We start from the raw sequence: 21,829 nt of genomic DNA, 5'->3' as shown, positions 1-21,829 counted from the left end.
AAAATACTTCCCCTACAGGAAACAGTGAACTGAGGATCAATAGGCTTGCAGCTAAAATAGCGCCCAAACCATAATGGATTTAAGACCAAACCGGTCTAAAATTAAGCCTATATCCTGCAGCCCTATACTAATTACTACAGTAGAAAAGATAAAGGAAAGCTGCTAGATATGGAAGAAACAGCAAAGAATTTTACAAATATCGGCATCATCGGTTACAGACAATACAACGATGAAAAAGAAGAAAGTTTTGCTAAAAATAATGACAATAAAATTGTAAGAAATGGCTTTGTATTATATTCAATATGCATAAGCTCAGAATTGAGATCAACCTTACAAAGGGCTTAATAATCAAATTAAAATAGAAAATATATTCTGACAGCAATTATTTAGGTAAGAGGCTAATACTCTCTTTTTACTCTAAAACTACTAAAATATCTCATTAGAGATATATTTTTATCTTCTCTGACTATTAATTTTATACAAATAAATTAATTTAATTATATAATATAAATATACTATTAATTTAAATATAAAATATAATTATTTGTTATTTTAAAATCTTGAATAAAAAAGCAACTTTCACATCTAAATTAAAATTCTGCCATTGATAACAATATAAAAATACTGGACTATAACGCTTAGGTGGATATTATTTATTATCTATCTAATTTATTTTATATTATATAAGGGGAAATCATGGCTAAAGTATCATTAGAAAGTCTGGCAGAGATTGATGGTTTTATTGCTGCTGCACTTGTAGATAGTGAAAGTGGTCTTGCTCTAGCAACCCAAGGTGTTTCAAGCATTGACTTAGAATTAGCAGCTGCAGGAAATACTGAAGTTATTCGCGCTAAACGTAAAGTGGCTCGTTCACTTAATCTTCAAGATAATATTGAAGATATTTTAATTACTTTAGGTAAACAATATCACTTGATTCGACCATTAGTATCAAATGACAGCTTGTTTTTATATCTCGTATTAGATCGTCCTAAATCAAATCTTGCAATGGCACGTCATGAGCTTAAAGGTTTTGAAAAAGAATTAGATTTTTCTTAATATATTTTATTTAGAGACTATTTTCCAAAGTAGTCTCTATAAACTACTGTATCATGTGGACATATTGTGAAAAATAAAATTAATATTTCGATATTTGGTTTAAATTTAAGCACAATTAATAAACTTAAAATTATGCTTGAAGATCTTTTATCTTATGATTATCAGCTAAATTGGACGAATATTGCAGATCCTCATTTACAGATTTTAATTCTTAATCATCATTTTTTTGATCTTCCTAATATTAAAAATATAAAACATAAAAATCTATTTATTTTAAAAACTATCAATAATGCTGAATATTCAGGGGAAATTATAGACAATACTTTACATTTACCATTAACCGATTCAGATGCATTAAAACGATGGTTATTATGCGATATCATTCCATACTTAGATATTCAAAAAAATATTGTCGAACAGAAACTAGAAAAGCATACAGAAAAACTTAATTACAGCTATTTTCAGGATATCTTTTCTTTATTAAAAAAAGAGAATGCAGTCCATAAATTCATTCTAATGAATGATAAAAACAAGATTGCCCTGATTGATACTCAAAGCCAAGAAATATGGACCGATGAAAATTTAAAAAAAATAAATGCTAGCTTACATTTCGTCCATGCTGACCTAGATAGTATTGTCGCTTTTCGTTATACATATTTAAAGCAAGACCTTAAACAAGGTATATGGCAACTCATTTGGGAAAATTTAAGTTATGAAACACCAATTTATGAAGGTTGTTATCATTTAAAACATTGGCCACAACCCGTTGCTTCTGCTGAGCGTAAAGATTTGCTGACAATTGCAGCCTATTTGCAACAAGGCAATACCGTACAGTACATACAACAGCAAATGAATATCAGCGGCAATTTTATCCATCGCTTTATTTTTACCTGTTTTATGGCAGACATGATAGAAGAAATTCCAGCATCTGCTGTAAAAAATCACGCAAATAAATCCATTCATCAATACGGATCAGAAAACACTTCAGGTATGCGAAGTTTTTTTAATAAATTACGTAAAAAATTGGGCCTCTAATGATCTTACAACACTACAAAATTGTTTTTGCAGGAAGCATGGGTGCAGGCAAAAGTGCAGCAATTAACACCATTTCTGATATATCTGTACTCAGTACAGAGGCAGTAAATACCGATACTACCTCCCATCAAAAAGTATTAACGACTGTCGGAATCGATTATGGTGAAATTACGCTAGAAGAAGATATTAAAGTAGGCTTATATGGCACACCAGGACAGGAGCGATTTGACTTTATTTGGTCGGCAATCTGTAAAGGTGCACTAGGAACCATTATTTTAATCGATCACAGTGCGGAACATCCTATTCAACAACTTAATGAATATTTCAGCACTTTCAAAGAAATGAATGACAATATTGTGATTGGAATCACCCATCTTGATCAAAAAACTAAAAATACAACCTTGATTTACAGAGAATGGGCTGAACTACAATCGAAGACCTATCCTGTTTTTTTTATTGATGCCCGTATCAAAAATGACGTTCTGCTTTTGGTTGAAACACTAATTGCGAATGCTGAAATTCAAATAGCACACTAACTGAAGATTTTTTATGTCTTATTCCAATCATCAACAACGATCTGCTCCAGAAACATTAATTCAAACTGCTCAACAACACATTCAAAACCTTTTAACGAATGTAAGTGGTGTTGAATACGTGATGATTTGTTCTACTGATGGCTTTGAACTAACTTCTGTCCATAAAAAAAATGTCGATAATGCCGGAAAATTAGCAGCTGTGAGCAGTTCCATTCTTGCAATGGTTCAGGCTTTTTTAAGTGAAATTAACTTGAGGGGTTGTCAATCTATCACTCTTGATGCTGAAAATGGTAAAGCCCTGCTCTCTTCTATACCTAACAAAAACTACCCTCTGCTAATTGTGGCTTTAACAACAAAAGATGTACTCTTAGGCCAACTTCTATTTTCTATAAAACAATGTTCTGCTGAAATTGTGAAAGCAGATGCTATTTACTCTTGAAATAAATAAAAATGGCTCCGCATGGAGCCTTTTTTAGCATATAAAATCACTGCATAAAAAAACCCCCTCAATTTCTTGAGGGGGTTTCAGGAATAATGAGCTGGCGATGACTTACTCTCACATGGGTAACCCCACACTACCATCAGCGCAAAGAGGTTTCACTTCTGAGTTCGGGAAGGGATCAGGTGGTTCACTCTTGCTATTGTCGCCAGCACAACTGTTTATGGATACTTGCCTGGGTCTTAGCTGCACTTTTTCAGTGTATGCCTGGGCTTTTTCCAAATCTTGACAGATTGGGCTGTTTGAGTTGAGTATTGTCTAGCGTTTCTTTAACTAAATCAAGGTTTTTGTATCGATTCAATCGAACCATACAACTGTTTGGGTGTTGTATAGTCAAGCCTCACGAGTAATTAGTATTGGTCAGCTTCATGCATCACTGCACTTCCACATCCAACCTATCAACGTTGTAGTCTTCAACGGCTCTTTAGAGGACATAAAGTCCTTGGGAAATCTTATCTTGAGGTAGGCTTCCCGCTTAGATGCTTTCAGCGGTTATCCCTTCCAAACATAGCTACCCGGCGATGCCACTGGCGTGACAACCGGTACACCNTTTCAGGAATAATGAGCTGGCGATGACTTACTCTCACATGGGTAACCCCACACTACCATCAGCGCAAAGAGGTTTCACTTCTGAGTTCGGGAAGGGATCAGGTGGTTCACTCTTGCTATTGTCGCCAGCACAACTGTTTATGGATACTTGCCTGGGTCTTAGCTGCACTTTTTCAGTGTATGCCTGGGCTTTTTCCAAATCTTGACAGATTGGGCTGTTTGAGTTGAGTATTGTCTAGCGTTTCTTTAACTAAATCAAGGTTTTTGTATCGATTCAATCGAACCATACAACTGTTTGGGTGTTGTATAGTCAAGCCTCACGAGTAATTAGTATTGGTCAGCTTCATGCATCACTGCACTTCCACATCCAACCTATCAACGTTGTAGTCTTCAACGGCTCTTTAGAGGACATAAAGTCCTTGGGAAATCTTATCTTGAGGTAGGCTTCCCGCTTAGATGCTTTCAGCGGTTATCCCTTCCAAACATAGCTACCCGGCGATGCCACTGGCGTGACAACCGGTACACCAGAGGTTTGTCCACTCTGGTCCTCTCGTACTAGGAGCAGATCCTCTCAAATTTCCAGCGCCCACGGTAGATAGGGACCGAACTGTCTCACGACGTTCTAAACCCAGCTCGCGTACCTCTTTAAATGGCGAACAGCCATACCCTTGGGACCTGCTTCAGCCCCAGGATGAGATGAGCCGACATCGAGGTGCCAAACACCGCCGTCGATATGAACTCTTGGGCGGTATCAGCCTGTTATCCCCAGAGTACCTTTTATCCGTTGAGCGATGGCCCTTCCATACAGAACCACCGGATCACTAAGACCTACTTTCGTACCTGCTCGACTTGTGGGTCTCGCAGTTAAGCGCGCTTTTGCCTTTATACTCTACGCGTGATTTCCGACCACGCTGAGCGCACCTTCGTACTCCTCCGTTACTCTTTAGGAGGAGACCGCCCCAGTCAAACTACCCACCAGACATGGTCCTCGCTCCAGATTATGGAGCAGAGTTAGAACCTCAATATTACCAGGGTGGTATTTCAAGATTGGCTCCACCAGAACTAGCGTCCTGGTTTCAAAGCCTCCCACCTATCCTACACAAGTAAGATCAAAGTTCAATGTCAAGCTGCAGTAAAGGTTCACGGGGTCTTTCCGTCTAGCCGCGGGTACACCGCATCTTCACGGCGATTTCGATTTCACTGAGTCTCTGCTGGAGACAGCGCCGCCATCATTATGCCATTCGTGCAGGTCGGAACTTACCCGACAAGGAATTTCGCTACCTTAGGACCGTTATAGTTACGGCCGCCGTTTACTGGGGCTTCGATCAAGAGCTTCGCTTACGCTAACCCCATCAATTAACCTTCCAGCACCGGGCAGGCATCACACCCTATACGTCCACTTTCGTGTTTGCAGAGTGCTATGTTTTTAATAAACAGTTGCAGCGGCCTGGTTTCTGTGGCTGTCAACCGCTCAGGAAGTAAATTCCATCACCGTCGACAGCGTACCTTCTCCCGAAGTTACGGTACCATTTTGCCTAGTTCCTTCAGCAGAGTTCTCTCAAGCGCTTTGGTCTACTCGACCTGACCACCTGTGTCGGTTTAGGGTACGATTCCTGTGTAACTGAAGCTTAGAGACTTTTCCTGGAAGTATGGTATCAGCCACTTCGCTGTACAAGTACAGCTTGCTATCAGTTCTCAGCATAGAGCACCCCGGATTTGCCTAAGATGCATGCCTACTACCTTTCACCTGGACAACCAACGCCAGGCTGACTTAACCTTCTCCGTCCTCTCATCGCATTACACAGAAGTATTGGAATATTAACCAATTTCCCATCGACTACGCCTCTCGGCCTCGCCTTAGGGGTCGACTCACCCAGCCCCGATTAACGTTGGACTGGAACCCTTGGTCTTTCAGCGTGCGAGTTTTTCACTCGCATTGTCGTTACTCACGTCAGCATTCGCACTTCTGATACCTCCAGCAGACTTCTCAATCCACCTTCATCGGCTTACAGAACGCTCCCCTACCACTTACAATAAATTGTAAATCCGCAGCTTCGGCATATAGTTTTAGCCCCGTTACATCTTCCGCGCAGGCCGACTCGACTAGTGAGCTATTACGCTTTCTTTAAAGGGTGGCTGCTTCTAAGCCAACCTCCTAGCTGTCTATGCCTTCCCACATCGTTTCCCACTTAACTATAATTTTGGGGCCTTAGCTGGCGGTCTGGATTGTTTTCCTCTTGACTACGGACGTTAGCACCCGCAGTCTGTCTCCCGGATAGTACTCATTGGTATTCGGAGTTTGCATCGGTTTGGTAAGTCGGGATGACCCCCTAGCCGAAACAGTGCTCTACCCCCAATGGTATTCGTCCGAGGCGCTACCTAAATAGCTTTCGGGGAGAACCAGCTATCACCGAGTTTGATTAGCCTTTCACCCCTATCCACAAGTCATCCCCTGGCTTTTCAACGACAGTGGGTTCGGTCCTCCAGTTAGTGTTACCCAACCTTCAACCTGCTCATGGATAGATCACCCGGTTTCGGGTCTACACCCAGCAACTAAACGCCCTATTAAGACTCGGTTTCCCTACGGCTCCCCTATACGGTTAACCTTGCTACTGAATGTAAGTCGCTGACCCATTATACAAAAGGTACGCAGTCACCGGACGCAATGCCGGCTCCCACTGCTTGTATGCATGCGGTTTCAGGATCTATTTCACTCCCCTCACAGGGGTTCTTTTCGCCTTTCCCTCACGGTACTGGTTCACTATCGGTCAGTCAGGAGTATTTAGCCTTGGAGGATGGTCCCCCCATATTCAGACAAGGTTTCACGTGCCTCGCCCTACTCGACATCATCATATAAGCCCTTTCGTGTACAGGACTATCACCCACTACGGTTGCACTTCCCAGAGCATTCCACTAGAACTTATATGACTTAATGGGCTTTTCCCCGTTCGCTCGCCGCTACTAAGGGAATCTCAATTGATTTCTTTTCCTAAGGGTACTGAGATGTTTCACTTCCCCTCGTTCGCCTTGCATGACTATGTATTCATCATGCAATACCTACCTTATGGTAAGTGGGTTTCCCCATTCAGAAATCTCCGGATCACAGGATATTTGCCGCCTCCCCGGAGCTTATCGCAGGCTATTACGTCTTTCATCGCCTCTGACTGCCAAGGCATCCACCACATGCACTTAATTACTTGACTATACAACCCCAAACAGTCGCCGACACCTACAAGCAGTGCCTACAACTTAATCGTTCAAAGTTTTGCAGATTGAACTGCAGTACAGCTTCAATTGAATTCATATACCAAAACGCTTGATTCAGTTAATTCGCTAGTGCTCAGTTCTTCATTTCACTCAACAGTAACAAGTTACTGCCAAACTTAATTCAGTTCTGAGTTAAACAATTATTTCAACTCAAATTTGCCAATCTGTTAATGAATAAACTTGCCTTCGTCAGGTCAGGTTTAATACCGTGATACTTAAATCACAGAAATTAATAAAATCTAAATCTCAAATTTAGTTTTCACTAAGTTCTGTAAATTATGGTGGAGACTAACGGACTTGAACTTGTGACCCCACGCTTATCAAGCGTGTGCTCTAACCAACTGAGCTACAGACCCTCAGATACATCTTTATGAAGAACAACTTGTTGTGGATTCTTACCGATCGTCAATCTTTCGTTAAGGAGGTGATCCAGCCGCAGGTTCCCCTACGGCTACCTTGTTACGACTTCACCCCAGTCATCGGCCACACCGTGGTAAGCGTCCTCCTTGCGGTTAGACTACCTACTTCTGGTGCAACAAACTCCCATGGTGTGACGGGCGGTGTGTACAAGGCCCGGGAACGTATTCACCGCGGCATTCTGATCCGCGATTACTAGCGATTCCGACTTCATGGAGTCGAGTTGCAGACTCCAATCCGGACTACGATCGGCTTTTTGAGATTAGCATCCTATCGCTAGGTAGCAACCCTTTGTACCGACCATTGTAGCACGTGTGTAGCCCTGGTCGTAAGGGCCATGATGACTTGACGTCGTCCCCGCCTTCCTCCAGTTTGTCACTGGCAGTATCCTTAAAGTTCCCGGCTTAACCCGCTGGCAAATAAGGAAAAGGGTTGCGCTCGTTGCGGGACTTAACCCAACATCTCACGACACGAGCTGACGACAGCCATGCAGCACCTGTATGTAAGTTCCCGAAGGCACCAATCCATCTCTGGAAAGTTCTTACTATGTCAAGACCAGGTAAGGTTCTTCGCGTTGCATCGAATTAAACCACATGCTCCACCGCTTGTGCGGGCCCCCGTCAATTCATTTGAGTTTTAGTCTTGCGACCGTACTCCCCAGGCGGTCTACTTATCGCGTTAGCTGCGCCACTAAAGTCTCAAAGACCCCAACGGCTAGTAGACATCGTTTACGGCATGGACTACCAGGGTATCTAATCCTGTTTGCTCCCCATGCTTTCGTACCTCAGTGTCAGTATTAGGCCAGATGGCTGCCTTCGCCATCGGTATTCCTCCAGATCTCTACGCATTTCACCGCTACACCTGGAATTCTACCATCCTCTCCCATACTCTAGCCAACCAGTATCGAATGCAATTCCCAAGTTAAGCTCGGGGATTTCACATTTGACTTAATTGGCCACCTACGCACGCTTTACGCCCAGTAAATCCGATTAACGCTTGCACCCTCTGTATTACCGCGGCTGCTGGCACAGAGTTAGCCGGTGCTTATTCTGCGAGTAACGTCCACTATCTCAGAGTATTAATCTAAGTAGCCTCCTCCTCGCTTAAAGTGCTTTACAACCAAAAGGCCTTCTTCACACACGCGGCATGGCTGGATCAGGGTTCCCCCCATTGTCCAATATTCCCCACTGCTGCCTCCCGTAGGAGTCTGGGCCGTGTCTCAGTCCCAGTGTGGCGGATCATCCTCTCAGACCCGCTACAGATCGTCGCCTTGGTAGGCCTTTACCCCACCAACTAGCTAATCCGACTTAGGCTCATCTATTAGCGCAAGGTCCGAAGATCCCCTGCTTTCCCCCGTAGGGCGTATGCGGTATTAGCATTCCTTTCGAAATGTTGTCCCCCACTAATAGGCAGATTCCTAAGCATTACTCACCCGTCCGCCGCTAAGTAAAGTAGCAAGCTACTTTTCCCCGCTCGACTTGCATGTGTTAAGCCTGCCGCCAGCGTTCAATCTGAGCCATGATCAAACTCTTCAGTTTAATATTGCTTAGTGCCTTAAAGGGCACCAATCTTGGCTCATCAATTTTCTGACAAATATTTCTCAAATAAACTTCGAGTCATTTTTACCATCAATCAATGAAAATAATTTCGATCGATCAACCAGTAAAAATCCACACAAGTTGTTCTTCATAAGTTCTTAATGATTTATCTTGCTCTTCGTCAGAGACAAGAAACAACAAGATAATCTCAACAACTCAGCGCTTCGCGCTTCGTTCGTTTCAACATATCTCGTTGGTATGCGGCGTATTCTATACAGTTTCAGCATCCGCGCAACCCCTATCTATCAAAATACCTAAAAAACGGAACCAACTGTTCATTTTTTACACCCAAATACTTTTTTTCTCACTTTTTAAGTCTTTTTCGTACTTTTTTTATGCATAAATACAAATCTGACATCACAATCACCTCTCTAAAAAAGAAAAAACCCGCTAAAGCCAGTTTTTTCTTTCAATGAATGAATCCATGAATTAGTTCGCTTGTTCAGCTAACCATGACATAAATTTTTGACGTTCGACTTTATTCGCATCCTTCCAAAGCTGAATCAGTTGCTGATCTGCCGTATGGGTAGAATAAATTGATACGCTAGATTTTAAGCTCGCTGGTGAAGCAACCCCTGCAATAACTGCTGCCTGTGTATAAACGGGTGCTGGCTGATTAGCTGGTGTGGATTTCTTTTGGGTTAAGTCTGTAGCTTTTGCAAAGATACCTTGTCCCAACCAAGGTTTTTGTTCTGTGTTTGCACCCGTTTGTTGAACTAGTAGTTGTTTATTTTTATCAACCAAAGCAATGATAGGTTGTTCAGCATATTTTTTTGCAGCTTCAAAACTTGCGGGTGCATTGACTAAATCTAATCGGTAATTTTCACCATCTTTTAGCGAGGGAGTTTTTAGCGTTACTACACCAGACTTAACAATGTCGTGCTCACCATTCAGATGTTCAAAATATTGGGTGTAACGCACACTAATACTACTTTCACCTGCATCGACTTTATATTGGTTATTTGCCGAACGAAACAATCCTGTATTAACTTCCTGATCATTTACCGCAAGAATTTTGATTTCTTCAGGTGCTGTAATCGTGACTGCTGAAAATGCAGCACCACTGATCATTAATGCAACTGCTGCAAAAGTTAATCTTAAAGCCATTCTGCTTTCTCTTCTTTGATTGTTAAAATTGAGTTGCACTATGCAATGTATAAATGACGATTTTATGACAAAGCCATTTTCAATACACCAGCATTTTCAATACTTTATTGAGATAAGCTTTGCAACTTCGTAGATATAAATATTAAATTTTTTTCCAACCATAAAAAAGAGCGTTAAATAACGCTCTCTATAATTTTAAATTAACAACAATTTAGTCAAATTTCTTAAACCGCTCTTTATCATCCATAAAGGTTTTTTCTCCCGCAGGGGCTTCGATTGAACCAAACACCAGTTGAGCACGTAATTTCCAGTTTTTGGGAATATCAAAAATCTTTGCAACTTCCTCATCAATTACCGGATGATAGTGCTGTAATGAAGCACCTATATGGTGTTCTGCCAATGCTGTCCATACCGCAAATTGGGCAATAGCCGTGGAATGCTCTGACCATGCGGGGAAATGATCAGCATATAGAGCAAACTGCTGTTGCAAAGACTTTACAACATCTTGATCCTCAAAAAATAAAACGGTGCCATAACCTGCTGCAAAACCATTAATTTTTGTATCGGTCTTTTCAAAAGCATCTGCTGGAACCATTTTACGGAGTGTTTCACGCACAATATTCCAAAATTTGCTATGTGAGTCACCATATAGAGTAACAATACGTGATGTCTGCGAATTAAAAGCAGATGGACTATTGCGCACAGCGTCTCTAATGATTTCTTCGATTTTTTCTTGTGCCAAGGGAACATTTTTACCGATTGAGTAAATACTACGGCGTTGTTTAATTTGCTCTAGAAATGACATGATTTAATTCCCTCTGATTTTTGTTAAACATTATTAGGATGGATTAATCTTAGTTTAATTCTAGTATGAGTACATGACTAAAAAGTGACATTGTGTTTTATTTATAGAACAATTTTATGCTGACTTTAAAAATATAAAAGCACCGCGAGTAGGTGCTTGATTTGTGCATAGTATCATTTAGACCAATATTCTAAATCGATCAGCTTCCTGCAAATCTATTTTAGGCTCAGCATCTTGCTCAATTGAACCAAAAACCAGTTGTGCTCGAAGCAACCACGATGCGTCTATATTAAAATGGTCTGTAACTGCTGAATCTATACTCGGGTTATAGTGTTGCAGGCAAGCTCCGATCCCCGAATCAGCCAAGGCCGTCCATACTGCATATTGTGCCATGCCTGAAGTCTGTTCTGACCAGACTGGAAAATCACCAGCATTGAAAGGTATTTTCTTTTGTAATCGCTGAATGGTTTGCTGATCCTCATAAAAAAGAACCGTACCAAAACCTGCGGCACACTGCCCAATCTTCATTTCTGTACCGGCAAAAACATGCGCTGCAACCAATTTACGTTGTACTTCTTTAACAATGTCCCAAAATTTTTCATGAGAATCACCAAATAACACCACAATACGTGAACTTTGAGAATTCAAGGCCGAGGGACAACTTCGTACCGCTTGCTGAATGAGTTCTGCCAAATAAGCTTGACTATAATGAACCTTTTTCCCGAGCACATAGATGCTACGACGTTTCTTCAAATGATCAACAAAAGTTAATTGGTGTATTTCTTCAGCAGCTCTTTTCTTAAGCTTAAAATCTTTGGTGATATCTGCCGTCAGGACATGACCAATTTTTTCTAACAATGCCACAGCAGTACTCCCCAATACAAATGCCCAAGCTTTTAATCTCCTTTTATTCTAATCGTTTCCAGAGCACTCCTTTGAATAAGTTATTTTTATATGATGTTTTTTAAATCAAACAATTAGCTTAAAAACAACAAACTCCGCACTTGGCGGAGTTTGTGTGAAATATCAAGCATTTTACTTTTCAGTTTCAAATAATGCTGCAACAAAAGATTTGGCCGAGAACGGACGTAAATCGTCTATTTTTTCACCCACACCAATAAAACGAATGGGTACATGGGTACGGCTAGCAATATTAAACAGTACACCACCCTTGGCCGTACCATCAAGTTTGGTAATGGTAAGTCCGGTTAGGCCAACAGCTTCATCAAACATTTCAACTTGATTAATGGCATTTTGACCTGTACCCGCATCAACAACCAACATAATTTCATGCGGTGCAGTTGCATCAATTTTTTGCATCACGCGCTTAACTTTGGTGAGTTCTTGCATCAAGTGACTTTTATTATGTAGACGTCCCGCGGTATCGGCAATCAAAACATCCACACCTTTAGCACGCGCACTTTCAAAGGCATCAAAAATCACTGAGGCAGAATCCGCCCCATGACCTTGTGATACTACTGCAATATTATTACGATCACCCCAAATTTGAAGCTGTTCTGTAGCTGCAGCACGGAAGGTATCACCTGCTGCCAACATGACTTTCTTGCCTTCACCTTGTAAGCGTTTTGCCAGTTTACCAATGGTTGTGGTTTTACCGACACCGTTGACGCCTACTACTAAAATAACGAACGGCGCTTTATTTGGGTCAATGTGTAAAGGTTTGACACGTGGAGCAAGGATCGCCACCAACTCTTCTTGCAAAGCTTTATACAACGAATGCGAATAGATCAAATCACCACGCGTAGTACGCTCGGTTAAATTGGCAATAATGGTTTTCGTTGCCTCAACCCCGATATCTGCAACCAGTAATTGCTCTTCCACTTCCTCTAATAATTCATCATCGATTTCTTTACCACCGATCAGAATATTCACCATGCCATCGGCAAGGTTTTTACGGGTTTTGCTTAAGCCGACTTTCATGCGGCTAAAAAAACCGCTCTTTGATGCTTCATCTTGCTCAGTTTCTGTGGCTACAGGCGCAGAAACAGTTGCTTGTTCTTGTTTTGGAGTTTCAACAATAGGTACATTTACCGCAGGTAAATTCGGTAAAGTGACATCGTCATCTCCGATATCAGCATCAATCAAAAATTTATTTTGCCCATTAGATTGCTGTTGCATGCCGAATCCTTGAAAAGCATTGCGTTGAAAAACAAGGATTCTAGCATAAATTTCCTTTGCAATCCCCAGTAGACGTACAACACACCAAAAACGAACAACTCCACCTTGCTTTCAAACAGGAATTTCTTAAAAATAGTCATAAATACAAATAATCACTTTGGTAAATATTGTGCCCAAAAGTTACTTCTCACTGTTTCCAAAGCGGTCTTTTTTTAAAAAATACATTTTAGCCATGTGCTTTGCATTACTCTCAGTGCAAAGCGGATGGGTTCATGCCGAGACCCGCAGTGAATTAGCGCGTACCACCTTTGAAACCACGCTTAAAAATGGCTTAAAAGTGATTATTCGTGAAGACCATCGCTCGCCTATGGTGATGACTCAAATTTGGTATGGTGTGGGAAGCAGCGATGAATCAGGTAATTTATTGGGGATTTCCCATGTTCTAGAACACATGATGTTTAAAGGAACCAATAAAGTTCCGAATGACGAGTTTACCCGCTTAAGTCGGATTTATGGTGGAAGCGTCAATGCCTCAACCTTTACCAATTACACCAACTACTATCAGCTTTACCCGAAAACCTATTTACCAATGGCTTTAGAGCTTGAAGCGGATCGCATGAGCAATCTGCTGTTACGGCAGCAAGATTACGATCCGGAAATCAAAGTAGTCATGGAAGAACGGCGCTTACGTACCGATGACAATCCCAGATCTCTGGCTTTCGAACGATTTAAATGGATTACCTATCCAACCAGCCATTACCGACAACCTGTCATTGGCTACATGAAAAATCTGCAAAATATTCAGCTTAAAGATGTCAAAAAATGGTATCGAGACTGGTATACCCCCAATAATGCCATATTGATTATTGTCGGTGATGTTGATTCTGAAAGTACTTTATTACAAGTCCAAAAATATTTTGCTGACATTCCAGCCAGAAAAACACCACCCAGAAATGACGTATTGGAGTTTGATCGGGTTGGTTATCGCCATATGGAACTCAACTTACCGGTACAAGTACCGAATTTATATATGGCATGGAATGTCCGCTCACTGGTGACCGCAAAAAATCCGCAAGATGCTTATGCCCTCACTATTATTAAAAATGTATTAGATAGCGGTATTTCCTCCCGATTACAAGATCGACTGATCCGCGACAAGAAAATTTTGACCGCAATCAGTGTTTCGTATGATCCCTATAGTCGTGGAGACAGCTTACTCAGTATTTCCGCATTACCTGTGGACGGTGTGAGTTTACAAGAGGCTGAAAAAGCCATTCAAAGTGAAATTGATTTATTAAAGACTGAACTGATTAAACCCGAAGAAGTTGAACGCGTGACGGCTAGATTCGTGGCTAATTTAGTCTATAGCCAAGACGATATTGCGGGACAAACCAAAATGATTGGCAACTTGGAAATCAATGGTTTAAGTTTTCGCTTAATGGATGAACTGCCTAAACATTTTGAAACCGTAAGCCCTCAAGATATTCAGCGCGTGGCGAATATGTATTTTACCCGTGACAATCTCAGCACTTTATATCTTTCTCCCGAAAATAAAGCACAATAACGGAATTTTACATGTTGAAGCTACGCCCTATCGTTTTACTCAGTTCAATGATCTGCGCTCAATCTACAATTGCAGATGTAGATTTAAATAACATAACCGATGACAATCCAACCCATTTAACCTCAATCCCGCTTCTACAAAGTTTAAAAATTAATAATAAACAACTTCAATTTAATGCCCCCTATGTTCATGAACTGAAAAATCGCTATAAAGTCCGCAGCCTGTTTGTAGAATCAAAAGATTTGCCCATGGTTGATATCCAACTGACATTTAATGCAGGTGCAGCACGGGATGAAGAGATCGCTCCAGATTTGTATGGGATTGCCAATATGGCAGCAAAGCTGATTGATGAAGGTACAGAAAAATATAATGCCAACGAAATTGCCAGTGCTTTTGAAAGAGTGGGTGCTCAATTTAGTGCCCAGGCTTATCGGGATATGTTCGTTGTAAAATTAAGAGTGCTATCGGATCCGAAAAAACTTGAGCCGGCATTAGGCATGATGATGGAAGTTTTAAATCATTCCACTTTTAAAAAATCGAGTATTAATTTGGTGTTAAGCAACACCCAAGTCGGTCAAAAGCAGATTCAGGAAAGTCCGAGCCGGATGATGAATGTTCAGTTTTATCGTGCTTTGTATGGGAAGCATCCTTACGCAGAACCGATTACCGGAACACAACGCAGCATCAGTAAAATCACTGCCGTACAATTAAAACAATTTAGTGATCAATTTCTGGTGGCTCAAAATCTGAATATTGCCATTACCGGTCAACTTACCCCTAAAGAAGCACTACAACTTTCTGAACGTATTGCAGGTAATTTAAAACAGGGGCAAAAAGCCAAGCCGCTGGCTCAGCCACTCGACAAATCAACTTTTGATATTCGTCACCTTACTTTTAATTCTAGCCAAGCACATGTAACTATGGGGCATTTGGGCACCACACGCTTTGATCCAGACCGTTTAGCTTTAGAAGTTGCCAATCAAATGTTTGGTGGTAGTGGCTTCAATTCTGTATTGATGAAAGAGCTACGGGTTAAACGTGGATACACTTATGGAGCTTATAGCTCATTTTCATTTAGCCAGGTTTCGGGTACTTTTAGTTTCAGTTACTCAACCCGACAAGACCAACTGCTCGATAGCATACAAGTTGCTCATCAGGCTTTGGTCAATTTTGTAAAACAACCGATTAATCAAAAACAGCTGGAAGAAACCAAAGCAGGTATGTTACGAGCTTTTCCAAATAATTATAGTAGCAATGCCAATATTAATGCCCAGTTAGGCTCAATAGGTTTTTATAATCAGGCAGCTGGTTATCTAAATGATTATCCAAAATTATTAGAGAAAATGACCGCCCAAGATATCCAAGATGCAATCCGCAAGCATCTGCATCCCGAACGCTTGACCATCATTGTCGTCAATGAAAAACTCGATAAAGTAGCCTTGGAAGCCGCCCTTAATCAAAATCTGCTTCCAGATGCACCTAAGCTTTCAGCGCCTTCCATCGAACAGATTCCTAACACAATTATTGCTCCAGCTGCAAAGGAGGTAACTGATGCGCCCGTGTCATTTCCAACTGATGCGCCTGCATCAATTTAAAGTATTGAGCATAAGGAATCTGAGGCTGCTGCATCAGGTGCAAAGCCATTTCTTGGGTATCAGGATAATTGGCTTGGGAAGAAAGTTTCACAATATTTTCAAATTGTGAAACTGAAATTGGTCGATGCAGGGCAATAAAAGCCAACGTTAATATAATGGCAATAATCGTAACAATGAGCACGTTATAAACATTTTCCAGCTTTATTTCAGATTTTAATTGAATAATTTTTTGTATAGCAATATGCATAACCTACCTCGAACTTCAGGTAGTGTATGGCGCAGTAAAAATAAGTACAAGCAGATTTGCTCAATTCCAAAGCACTTGTGGCAGAAATTGAGCAATCATCAATTGCTTAACCTATTACGTTTCTAATTACGGCAAAGTAAAGTACCAACGCAATAATCCCTAAAACAAGTGCAATAGCAAAAACCCCAACCCCTCTTTCCGAATCTGCTGGATGCAGTTCATCATCATCCGCAATGCGTATTAACTCACCATTATAAACGTCATAAAACTGTTCACGTTGTTGGGGATCCAACTGACGGGTAAAATCATAAACTCTTTTGCGCTGAGCTAAACAAAAGTCACCTAAGTGAATTTCTTGATGAAAAACGGCTTCGTCTAAATTTTTGCGATGCTGATGTGCCAGCTCAACAATTTGATCGGCTGTAGGAGGCAAATCAAAATTCATACCATCTAATGTTTTTGTCATGTTATTCTCCTTATATTTACGAACTTCCGTATATCCATATTAATAAAAAATCATTTTGCGCATTGTTTAATCATGTAAACTTGAATTTATAACAACGACCCACATATATTGTTTGACAATTTAAGTTGAATGTAATATTACTTTAACAAAACCTGGTTAAAGTAATATCAAGACAAACTTAAAAGTCTTAATCTTAGCAATCATAATTACAATAAGGAGTTTAATATGATTCAACAACTCTCTCATCAAGACTTAGAACATGCATATGCAGATGCAGTAAACACGATTCAATCACAAATGAATTTTGCAGACGCAGTTCAAAAATTGGAAGATGTCGCTCGTGCTGGGCATGGTAAAGCTGCATTATTTCTAGCAGAACTTTATTATCAAGGTTTCCGTGTAGAACGAGACTCGTTAAAAGCCCAATATTGGCAAAATTTAGCCACCATGCAAGCTTAATAAAACGTCACTAAGGTGGCGTTTTTTAATGCCTATTATTTTTAAATATATATTTTCTTACATTGTTTCTCAAAGCTTACACAGAACTTTCATTTAAATTTCCTACAATAGCGTCTTAAGTCACTTGATGCTTTTGGTATGAATCAGATTAAATCTTTACACCTTATTCCTAAAGACTTGTTCTTTAAAATCACACTTTTAAAGTCAATGATGTATTGCGGTGTACTTTGGGGTTTATATCACCAACAAGGCTGGGCAATGATGTCTGACCATGAAGACTATATATTTCCTTTTTGGCTTAACAATGTTCAAGCGCATAAATACGCTGAATTACATTGGCCCGACTATACACCGCGTAAAATTACACCTCAGGATTTTCAAGAATCATTGCTGCCGACCTTAACGCGCTTAAAAGTCACCCCTGCTTTATGTAATTCTTCTAGTCGAAAATTTAAATTAACCACTCAACAAATGCGTGATTTATTTTTCTCTGAATCTTTGCAACCTGCTTAAACAATTGTGCAAAGGGTTAAAGCAAAAAACATAGAGATGTAAAATTTTATTTATGAACTGAAAAGTATTTGCATTTTTCTGATTTCGCGCTAAGTTTAATGTCAAATAACAAACAATAAAGGATGACAGTAAATGACCAAGGTAGCACAAGTTATTCAGGACAAAATGGAACAAACCATATTTACGATCAGTCCTGAAGCAACGGTATTTGAAGCAATTTCACTTATGGCAGAAAAAGGCATTGGGGCGGTTGTGGTCACTGACCAAGATAAGGTGGTCGGTATTCTTTCTGAGCGTGATTACACACGCAAGGTTATGTTGATGGAACGTACCTCTAAAGAAACTGCAGTCAGTGAAATTATGACTGCAAAAGTATTAACAGTGACCAAATCAACCAGTGTTGAAGCTTGCTTAGATCTTATGACAGACCGCCATTTGCGTCATCTTCCTGTGGTTGAAAATGACAAACTGATCGGCTTGATTTCAATTGGTGACCTGGTTAAAGCCGTCATGGATGATCAGCGTAAACTCATTGATCAGTTACAACAATATATTGCCAGTTAAGCTTTTAATTTAAGCCAATAAAAAACCTCTCATATTGAGAGGTTTTTTTAATCCATCTAAATCCCCCTTTTATCAAGGGAAATTTATCTTTAGTTCAACCCTAATTTTTCCGCAACATAATCAGCGTCTTTATCACCACGACCAGACAAGTTCACCACGATTTTTACATCTTTCGCCATTTTCGGTGATTCACGGATCGCCCATGCCACCGCGTGAGAACTTTCCAGTGCAGGAACAATACCTTCTACACGCGACAAGGTCATAAATGCATCCAAGCATTCCTGATCTGTTGCCGTTGAATATTCCACACGACCCAAATCTTTCAAGAAGCTGTGCTGTGGACCTACACCCGGATAATCCAGACCCGACGCAATTGAATGTACCGGCAATGGCTCACCTTGCTCATCTTCAAGCACATAACAAGCCATACCATGCAGTTGACTCGGCTTACCCAAAGTCAAGGTTGCTGAATGCATATTGGTATCCAGACCATGTCCCGCAGGTTCCACCCCCACAAGCTTCACATCAGATTCATTTAAGAACGCTGTAAAAGCACCTATCGCATTTGAGCCACCACCGACACAGGCCACGATATAATCTGGATTCGAACCAAAACGGTCTTGAGTTTGAACTTTAATTTCATCACCAATAATGGACTGAAAATCACGTACCATTTTTGGGAATGGATGTGGACCAACCACTGAACCAATGGCATAGATAAAGTTTTTTGGATCTTTGAGATATTCATCAAATGCGCTGTCTACTGCATCTTTTAAGGTTGCAGTACCGCGTGTGACTGAAATTAGGGTGACACCCAGAATTTTCATTTTCACGACATTGGGATGTTCTTTTTCAATATCCACTTGACCCATGTGAATTTCACACGGAATACCGACCAAAGCACATGCTGTTGCGAGTGCCACACCATGCTGCCCGGCACCGGTTTCTGCAATGACTTTAGTTTTACCCATATATTTGGCAAGTAAAGCTTCGCCTAGACAATGGTTAATTTTGTGTGCTCCCGTATGGTTTAAATCTTCACGTTTCAAGTAGATTTGTGCACCACCCAATTGATCCGACAAACGCTTGGCATGAAACAATGGACTTGGACGACCGACATAATTGGTAAATAAATCTGCCAGTTCATTTTGAAATTCTGCAGTGTGGCGAATTTTCTCATACGCCACATTAATTTCATCCATCGCTTCTTTTAAATGAGGTGGAATAAACTGACCACCGTATTGTCCAAAGAAACCTTCTTCATTTGGCAATGGAATACCATTAATTTGATGAGTCATTTTCCAATTCCTTTATTTGAAAGCAACGCGTTAAGTTTTATTATACTAGCGAGCTAAATATTTCGTCATATCTTCCACACCTTTCAAGGTCATTGGATACATATGATTTTCAAAAATCTGCTTAATTTGACCGATGGTATGTGTGTAATGCCAATACCGGTCTTCTTCAGGATTGAGCCATGCGGTCTTTTCAAAATGCTGACGTAAACGATGCAGCCAGACATTGCCCGCTTCATCATTCATATATTCAACCGAACCACCCACCGAGCTTAGCTCATAAGGTGCCATACTGGCATCGCCTACCACAATCACACGATAGTCCCGGCCATAGGTATTGAATAAATCCCAAGTATTCATGCGCGTGTTAGAGCGACGGATATTGTCCTTCCACACATAATCGTACAAACAGTTATGGAAATAAAAGTACTCTAAGGTTTTAAATTCGGTTTTTGCAGCACTGAACAATTTTTCACATTGCGCGATGTGTGAATCCATCGATCCGCCGACATCAAACAACATCAGCACTTTAATGCGGTTACGACGCTCTGGCACCAGTTGCACATCTAAAATGCCCTGCTTGGCCGTTTCACGGATGGTGCTATTGATATCCAGTTCTTCAGCAGCACCTTGACGGGCAAATTTACGTAACCGGCGGAGTGCCATTTGCATCTGGCGGGTACCTAAAATCTGTTCATCATCGAGGTTTTGATATTTACGCTGCTCCCAGACCTTGACGGCAGAACGTTTACGTCCCGGCCCACCAATGCGCACACCTTCAGGATGATCGCCATACGCACCGAAGGGTGATGTGCCACCCGTGCCGATCATTTTGTTGCCGCCCTGATGCTTCTTGTGCTGTTCACGCAGACGCTCTTCCAGCATCTTCATCAATTCTTCAAGGGAACCGGCTTTTTTGAGTTCTTCGCGCTGCTCTGGTGTCAGATGCTTTTCCAGCAACTCAAGATCAAACCAGTCTTTCGGCAATTTATGCACTTGATTGAGCAAATCATCCAAGTCAAACGTTGAGATACCATCAAAATAATCTTTCATAGCACGGTCAAACTTGTCAAAGAAACGTTCATCTTTAACCATGACAGTTTTTGCCAGTTGATAGAACTCGTCCTGATCTGCAAAAACCAGACCAGACGCAACCGCTTCATTCAGATCAATCAGTTCACGTGTTGAAACGGGCACGCCGTAACGTCGCAAAGTATAAAACAATCGCACAAACATGCGTGTTTCTCCCTTAACGACGTGACATAAAGGCTAAACGTTCAAGCAACTGGACATCTTGCTCATTTTTAATCAGCGCACCATAAAGTGGTGGAATCGCTTTGGATTTATCATGATTGCGCAGAACGTCTTCAGGCATGTCATCTGCCATTAGCAGGCTTAACCAGTCAATCAGTTCAGAAGTTGAAGGTGGTTTCTTTAAACCTGGGATTTGACGCAGCTTAAAGAAAACTTGCAAAGCCTCGTTGACCAAGCTTGCTGATACTTGCGGAAAATGCACATCAATAATCTCGCGCATGGTCGCTTCATCAGGGAATTCAATATAATGGAAGAAACAACGGCGCAAGAATGCATCCGGCAATTCTTTCTCATTGTTTGAAGTAATAATCACGATTGGACGTTGGATCGCAGTGATGGTTTCCCCAGTCTCATAAACAAAGAACGACATTTTGTCCAGTTCATGCAACAAGTCGTTTGGAAACTCGATGTCTGCTTTATCAATTTCATCAATCAATAACACACAACGTTGTTCACGGGTGAATGCTTCCCACAATTTCCCAGGTTTAATATAGTTTTTAATATCATAAACACGATCATCGCCCAGCTGGCTATCACGCAAGCGTGAGACTGCATCGTATTCATATAAGCCTTGCTGTGCTTTGGTGGTTGACTTGATATGCCAGGTAATCAGCTCAAGCCCCAAACTTTCAGCGACTTGTTCTGCAAGTAAAGTTTTACCTGTACCCGGCTCACCTTTAACCAAAAGCGGTTTTTGCAGTGTGCGTGCAGCTTTGACAGCAAGTTTTAAACTATCAGTCGCAATGTACTGATCTGTACCAGAAAATTGTTGAGTATCCACAGACATAATTTAACCTTATTATT

At 40.9% G+C, this 21,829-nt stretch carries 19 protein-coding genes and 4 rRNA genes; 10 read left to right on the top strand and 13 right to left on the bottom strand.

Going from position 1 to position 21,829, the window contains the following annotated elements; translation table 11 throughout:
- Positions 1-168: 168 nt before the first annotated feature.
- From AY606_RS16070 to AY606_RS05475, 5 genes are all read left to right on the top strand, one after another.
- Positions 169-345, top strand: a complete 177-nt coding sequence (locus tag AY606_RS16070; RefSeq protein WP_155858127.1) for a hypothetical protein — start codon at positions 169-171, stop codon at positions 343-345.
- Positions 346-696: 351 nt separating this feature from the next.
- Entirely contained in the window at positions 697-1,056 is a 360-nt protein-coding gene (locus AY606_RS05490) for a roadblock/LC7 domain-containing protein (RefSeq protein WP_067865909.1), read from the top strand.
- A gap of 66 nt (positions 1,057-1,122) precedes the next feature.
- Positions 1,123-2,091 (top strand): hypothetical protein, encoded by a 969-nt coding sequence (locus tag AY606_RS05485; protein ID WP_067865905.1) that lies wholly within the window; start codon positions 1,123-1,125, stop codon positions 2,089-2,091.
- Positions 2,091-2,627 (top strand): GTP-binding protein, encoded by a 537-nt coding sequence (locus AY606_RS05480; protein ID WP_067865902.1) that lies wholly within the window; start codon positions 2,091-2,093, stop codon positions 2,625-2,627. Before AY606_RS05485 ends, AY606_RS05480 begins: the two co-directional genes overlap by 1 nt.
- A gap of 13 nt (positions 2,628-2,640) precedes the next feature.
- Positions 2,641-3,066 carry a roadblock/LC7 domain-containing protein gene (locus AY606_RS05475; protein ID WP_067865899.1) on the top strand — a complete coding sequence of 142 codons (426 nt, stop codon included), beginning with the start codon at positions 2,641-2,643 and terminating at the stop codon, positions 3,064-3,066.
- 98 nt (positions 3,067-3,164) lie between these two features.
- Here the strand turns inward: AY606_RS05475 and rrf (AY606_RS05470) are convergent.
- The 8 genes from rrf (AY606_RS05470) to ftsY form a co-directional block, all read right to left on the bottom strand.
- Positions 3,165-3,279, bottom strand: a 5S ribosomal RNA gene (rrf, locus tag AY606_RS05470).
- A gap of 411 nt (positions 3,280-3,690) precedes the next feature.
- Positions 3,691-3,805: ribosomal RNA gene (gene rrf / locus AY606_RS05465) — 5S ribosomal RNA — on the bottom strand.
- A gap of 176 nt (positions 3,806-3,981) precedes the next feature.
- Positions 3,982-6,878, bottom strand: a 23S ribosomal RNA gene (locus AY606_RS05460).
- Between the two features lie 481 nt (positions 6,879-7,359).
- Positions 7,360-8,897 (bottom strand): 16S ribosomal RNA (locus tag AY606_RS05450).
- The 16S, 23S and 5S rRNA genes sit together here, the layout of an rRNA operon.
- Before the next feature lie 489 nt (positions 8,898-9,386).
- Entirely contained in the window at positions 9,387-10,064 is a 678-nt protein-coding gene (locus AY606_RS05445; RefSeq protein ID WP_067865897.1) for a DUF2057 domain-containing protein, read from the bottom strand.
- A 211-nt stretch (positions 10,065-10,275) separates the two neighbouring features.
- Complete coding sequence (locus AY606_RS05440; protein ID WP_067865895.1) at positions 10,276-10,869, bottom strand: nitroreductase family protein; 594 nt, start codon at positions 10,867-10,869, stop codon at positions 10,276-10,278.
- Between the two features lie 177 nt (positions 10,870-11,046).
- Positions 11,047-11,733, bottom strand: a complete 687-nt coding sequence (locus AY606_RS05435) for a nitroreductase family protein (protein WP_067866606.1) — start codon at positions 11,731-11,733, stop codon at positions 11,047-11,049.
- Between the two features lie 171 nt (positions 11,734-11,904).
- The gene (ftsY, locus tag AY606_RS05430; RefSeq protein ID WP_067865892.1) at positions 11,905-13,008 is read right to left on the bottom strand and encodes a signal recognition particle-docking protein FtsY; all 1,104 of its coding nucleotides are present in this window, start codon (positions 13,006-13,008) and stop codon (positions 11,905-11,907) included.
- A 232-nt stretch (positions 13,009-13,240) separates the two neighbouring features.
- Between ftsY and AY606_RS05425 the strand changes: the two genes are divergently transcribed.
- Together AY606_RS05425 and AY606_RS05420 are read left to right on the top strand one after the other, a co-directional pair.
- A complete protein-coding gene (locus tag AY606_RS05425) occupies positions 13,241-14,572 on the top strand; it encodes a M16 family metallopeptidase (protein ID WP_067865889.1) in 1,332 nt (443 codons plus the stop codon).
- 47 nt (positions 14,573-14,619) lie between these two features.
- Entirely contained in the window at positions 14,620-16,167 is a 1,548-nt protein-coding gene (locus tag AY606_RS05420) for a M16 family metallopeptidase (RefSeq protein WP_502692114.1), read from the top strand.
- Here the strand turns inward: AY606_RS05420 and AY606_RS05415 are convergent.
- Together AY606_RS05415 and AY606_RS05410 are read right to left on the bottom strand one after the other, a co-directional pair.
- Entirely contained in the window at positions 16,094-16,414 is a 321-nt protein-coding gene (locus tag AY606_RS05415; RefSeq protein WP_067865883.1) for a hypothetical protein, read from the bottom strand. The two genes, AY606_RS05420 and AY606_RS05415, sit on opposite strands and share 74 nt — an antisense overlap.
- Positions 16,415-16,520: 106 nt before the next feature.
- Entirely contained in the window at positions 16,521-16,880 is a 360-nt protein-coding gene (locus AY606_RS05410) for a hypothetical protein (protein ID WP_067865880.1), read from the bottom strand.
- Between the two features lie 225 nt (positions 16,881-17,105).
- On the opposite strand from AY606_RS05410, the gene AY606_RS05405 reads away from it, so the two are divergent.
- The 3 genes from AY606_RS05405 (at position 17,106) to AY606_RS05395 (ending at position 18,416) form a co-directional block, all read left to right on the top strand.
- Entirely contained in the window at positions 17,106-17,339 is a 234-nt protein-coding gene (locus tag AY606_RS05405) for an SEL1-like repeat protein (protein WP_067865878.1), read from the top strand.
- A gap of 138 nt (positions 17,340-17,477) precedes the next feature.
- The gene (locus AY606_RS05400; RefSeq protein ID WP_067865875.1) at positions 17,478-17,852 is read left to right on the top strand and encodes a DUF2750 domain-containing protein; all 375 of its coding nucleotides are present in this window, start codon (positions 17,478-17,480) and stop codon (positions 17,850-17,852) included.
- A gap of 132 nt (positions 17,853-17,984) precedes the next feature.
- Positions 17,985-18,416: a CBS domain-containing protein gene (locus AY606_RS05395; protein ID WP_067865872.1), complete on the top strand. Its 432-nt coding sequence runs from the start codon at positions 17,985-17,987 to the stop codon at positions 18,414-18,416.
- An 89-nt stretch (positions 18,417-18,505) separates the two neighbouring features.
- On the opposite strand, the gene trpB is transcribed toward AY606_RS05395, so the two are convergent.
- From trpB to AY606_RS05380, 3 genes are read right to left on the bottom strand one after another with little or no spacing between them, the layout of a single operon-like run.
- Positions 18,506-19,714: a tryptophan synthase subunit beta gene (gene trpB, locus AY606_RS05390; RefSeq protein ID WP_067865870.1), complete on the bottom strand. Its 1,209-nt coding sequence runs from the start codon at positions 19,712-19,714 to the stop codon at positions 18,506-18,508.
- Positions 19,715-19,759: 45 nt separating this feature from the next.
- Complete coding sequence (locus AY606_RS05385) at positions 19,760-20,947, bottom strand: vWA domain-containing protein (RefSeq protein ID WP_067865867.1); 1,188 nt, start codon at positions 20,945-20,947, stop codon at positions 19,760-19,762.
- 13 nt (positions 20,948-20,960) lie between these two features.
- A complete protein-coding gene (locus tag AY606_RS05380) occupies positions 20,961-21,812 on the bottom strand; it encodes an AAA family ATPase (protein ID WP_067865864.1) in 852 nt (283 codons plus the stop codon).
- Between the last annotated feature and the right edge of the window lie 17 nt (positions 21,813-21,829).

This window comes from Acinetobacter sp. SFB (assembly GCF_001647545.1).
GTDB lineage: Bacteria > Pseudomonadota > Gammaproteobacteria > Pseudomonadales > Moraxellaceae > Acinetobacter.
This window is presented reverse-complemented; position numbering and strand designations above follow the sequence as displayed.

What these genes read in the sequence shown, in the direction of transcription:
- AY606_RS05405 (WP_067865878.1), top strand. Translation starts at nt 17,106, where the DNA reads ATGATTCAACAACTCTCTCATCAAGACTTAGAACATGCATATGCAGAT.
- AY606_RS05415 (WP_067865883.1), bottom strand. Translation starts at nt 16,414, where the DNA reads ATGCATATTGCTATACAAAAAATTATTCAATTAAAATCTGAAATAAAG.
- ftsY (WP_067865892.1), bottom strand. Translation starts at nt 13,008, where the DNA reads ATGCAACAGCAATCTAATGGGCAAAATAAATTTTTGATTGATGCTGAT.
- AY606_RS05380 (WP_067865864.1), bottom strand. Translation starts at nt 21,812, where the DNA reads ATGTCTGTGGATACTCAACAATTTTCTGGTACAGATCAGTACATTGCG.
- AY606_RS05410 (WP_067865880.1), bottom strand. Translation starts at nt 16,880, where the DNA reads ATGACAAAAACATTAGATGGTATGAATTTTGATTTGCCTCCTACAGCC.
- AY606_RS05385 (WP_067865867.1), bottom strand. Translation starts at nt 20,947, where the DNA reads ATGTTTGTGCGATTGTTTTATACTTTGCGACGTTACGGCGTGCCCGTT.
- AY606_RS05440 (WP_067865895.1), bottom strand. Translation starts at nt 10,869, where the DNA reads ATGTCATTTCTAGAGCAAATTAAACAACGCCGTAGTATTTACTCAATC.
- AY606_RS16070 (WP_155858127.1), top strand. Translation starts at nt 169, where the DNA reads ATGGAAGAAACAGCAAAGAATTTTACAAATATCGGCATCATCGGTTAC.
- trpB (WP_067865870.1), bottom strand. Translation starts at nt 19,714, where the DNA reads ATGACTCATCAAATTAATGGTATTCCATTGCCAAATGAAGAAGGTTTC.
- AY606_RS05490 (WP_067865909.1), top strand. Translation starts at nt 697, where the DNA reads ATGGCTAAAGTATCATTAGAAAGTCTGGCAGAGATTGATGGTTTTATT.
- AY606_RS05420 (WP_502692114.1), top strand. Translation starts at nt 14,620, where the DNA reads ATGATCTGCGCTCAATCTACAATTGCAGATGTAGATTTAAATAACATA.
- AY606_RS05475 (WP_067865899.1), top strand. Translation starts at nt 2,641, where the DNA reads ATGTCTTATTCCAATCATCAACAACGATCTGCTCCAGAAACATTAATT.
- AY606_RS05445 (WP_067865897.1), bottom strand. Translation starts at nt 10,064, where the DNA reads ATGGCTTTAAGATTAACTTTTGCAGCAGTTGCATTAATGATCAGTGGT.
- AY606_RS05480 (WP_067865902.1), top strand. Translation starts at nt 2,091, where the DNA reads ATGATCTTACAACACTACAAAATTGTTTTTGCAGGAAGCATGGGTGCA.
- AY606_RS05425 (WP_067865889.1), top strand. Translation starts at nt 13,241, where the DNA reads ATGTGCTTTGCATTACTCTCAGTGCAAAGCGGATGGGTTCATGCCGAG.
- AY606_RS05395 (WP_067865872.1), top strand. Translation starts at nt 17,985, where the DNA reads ATGACCAAGGTAGCACAAGTTATTCAGGACAAAATGGAACAAACCATA.
- AY606_RS05400 (WP_067865875.1), top strand. Translation starts at nt 17,478, where the DNA reads ATGAATCAGATTAAATCTTTACACCTTATTCCTAAAGACTTGTTCTTT.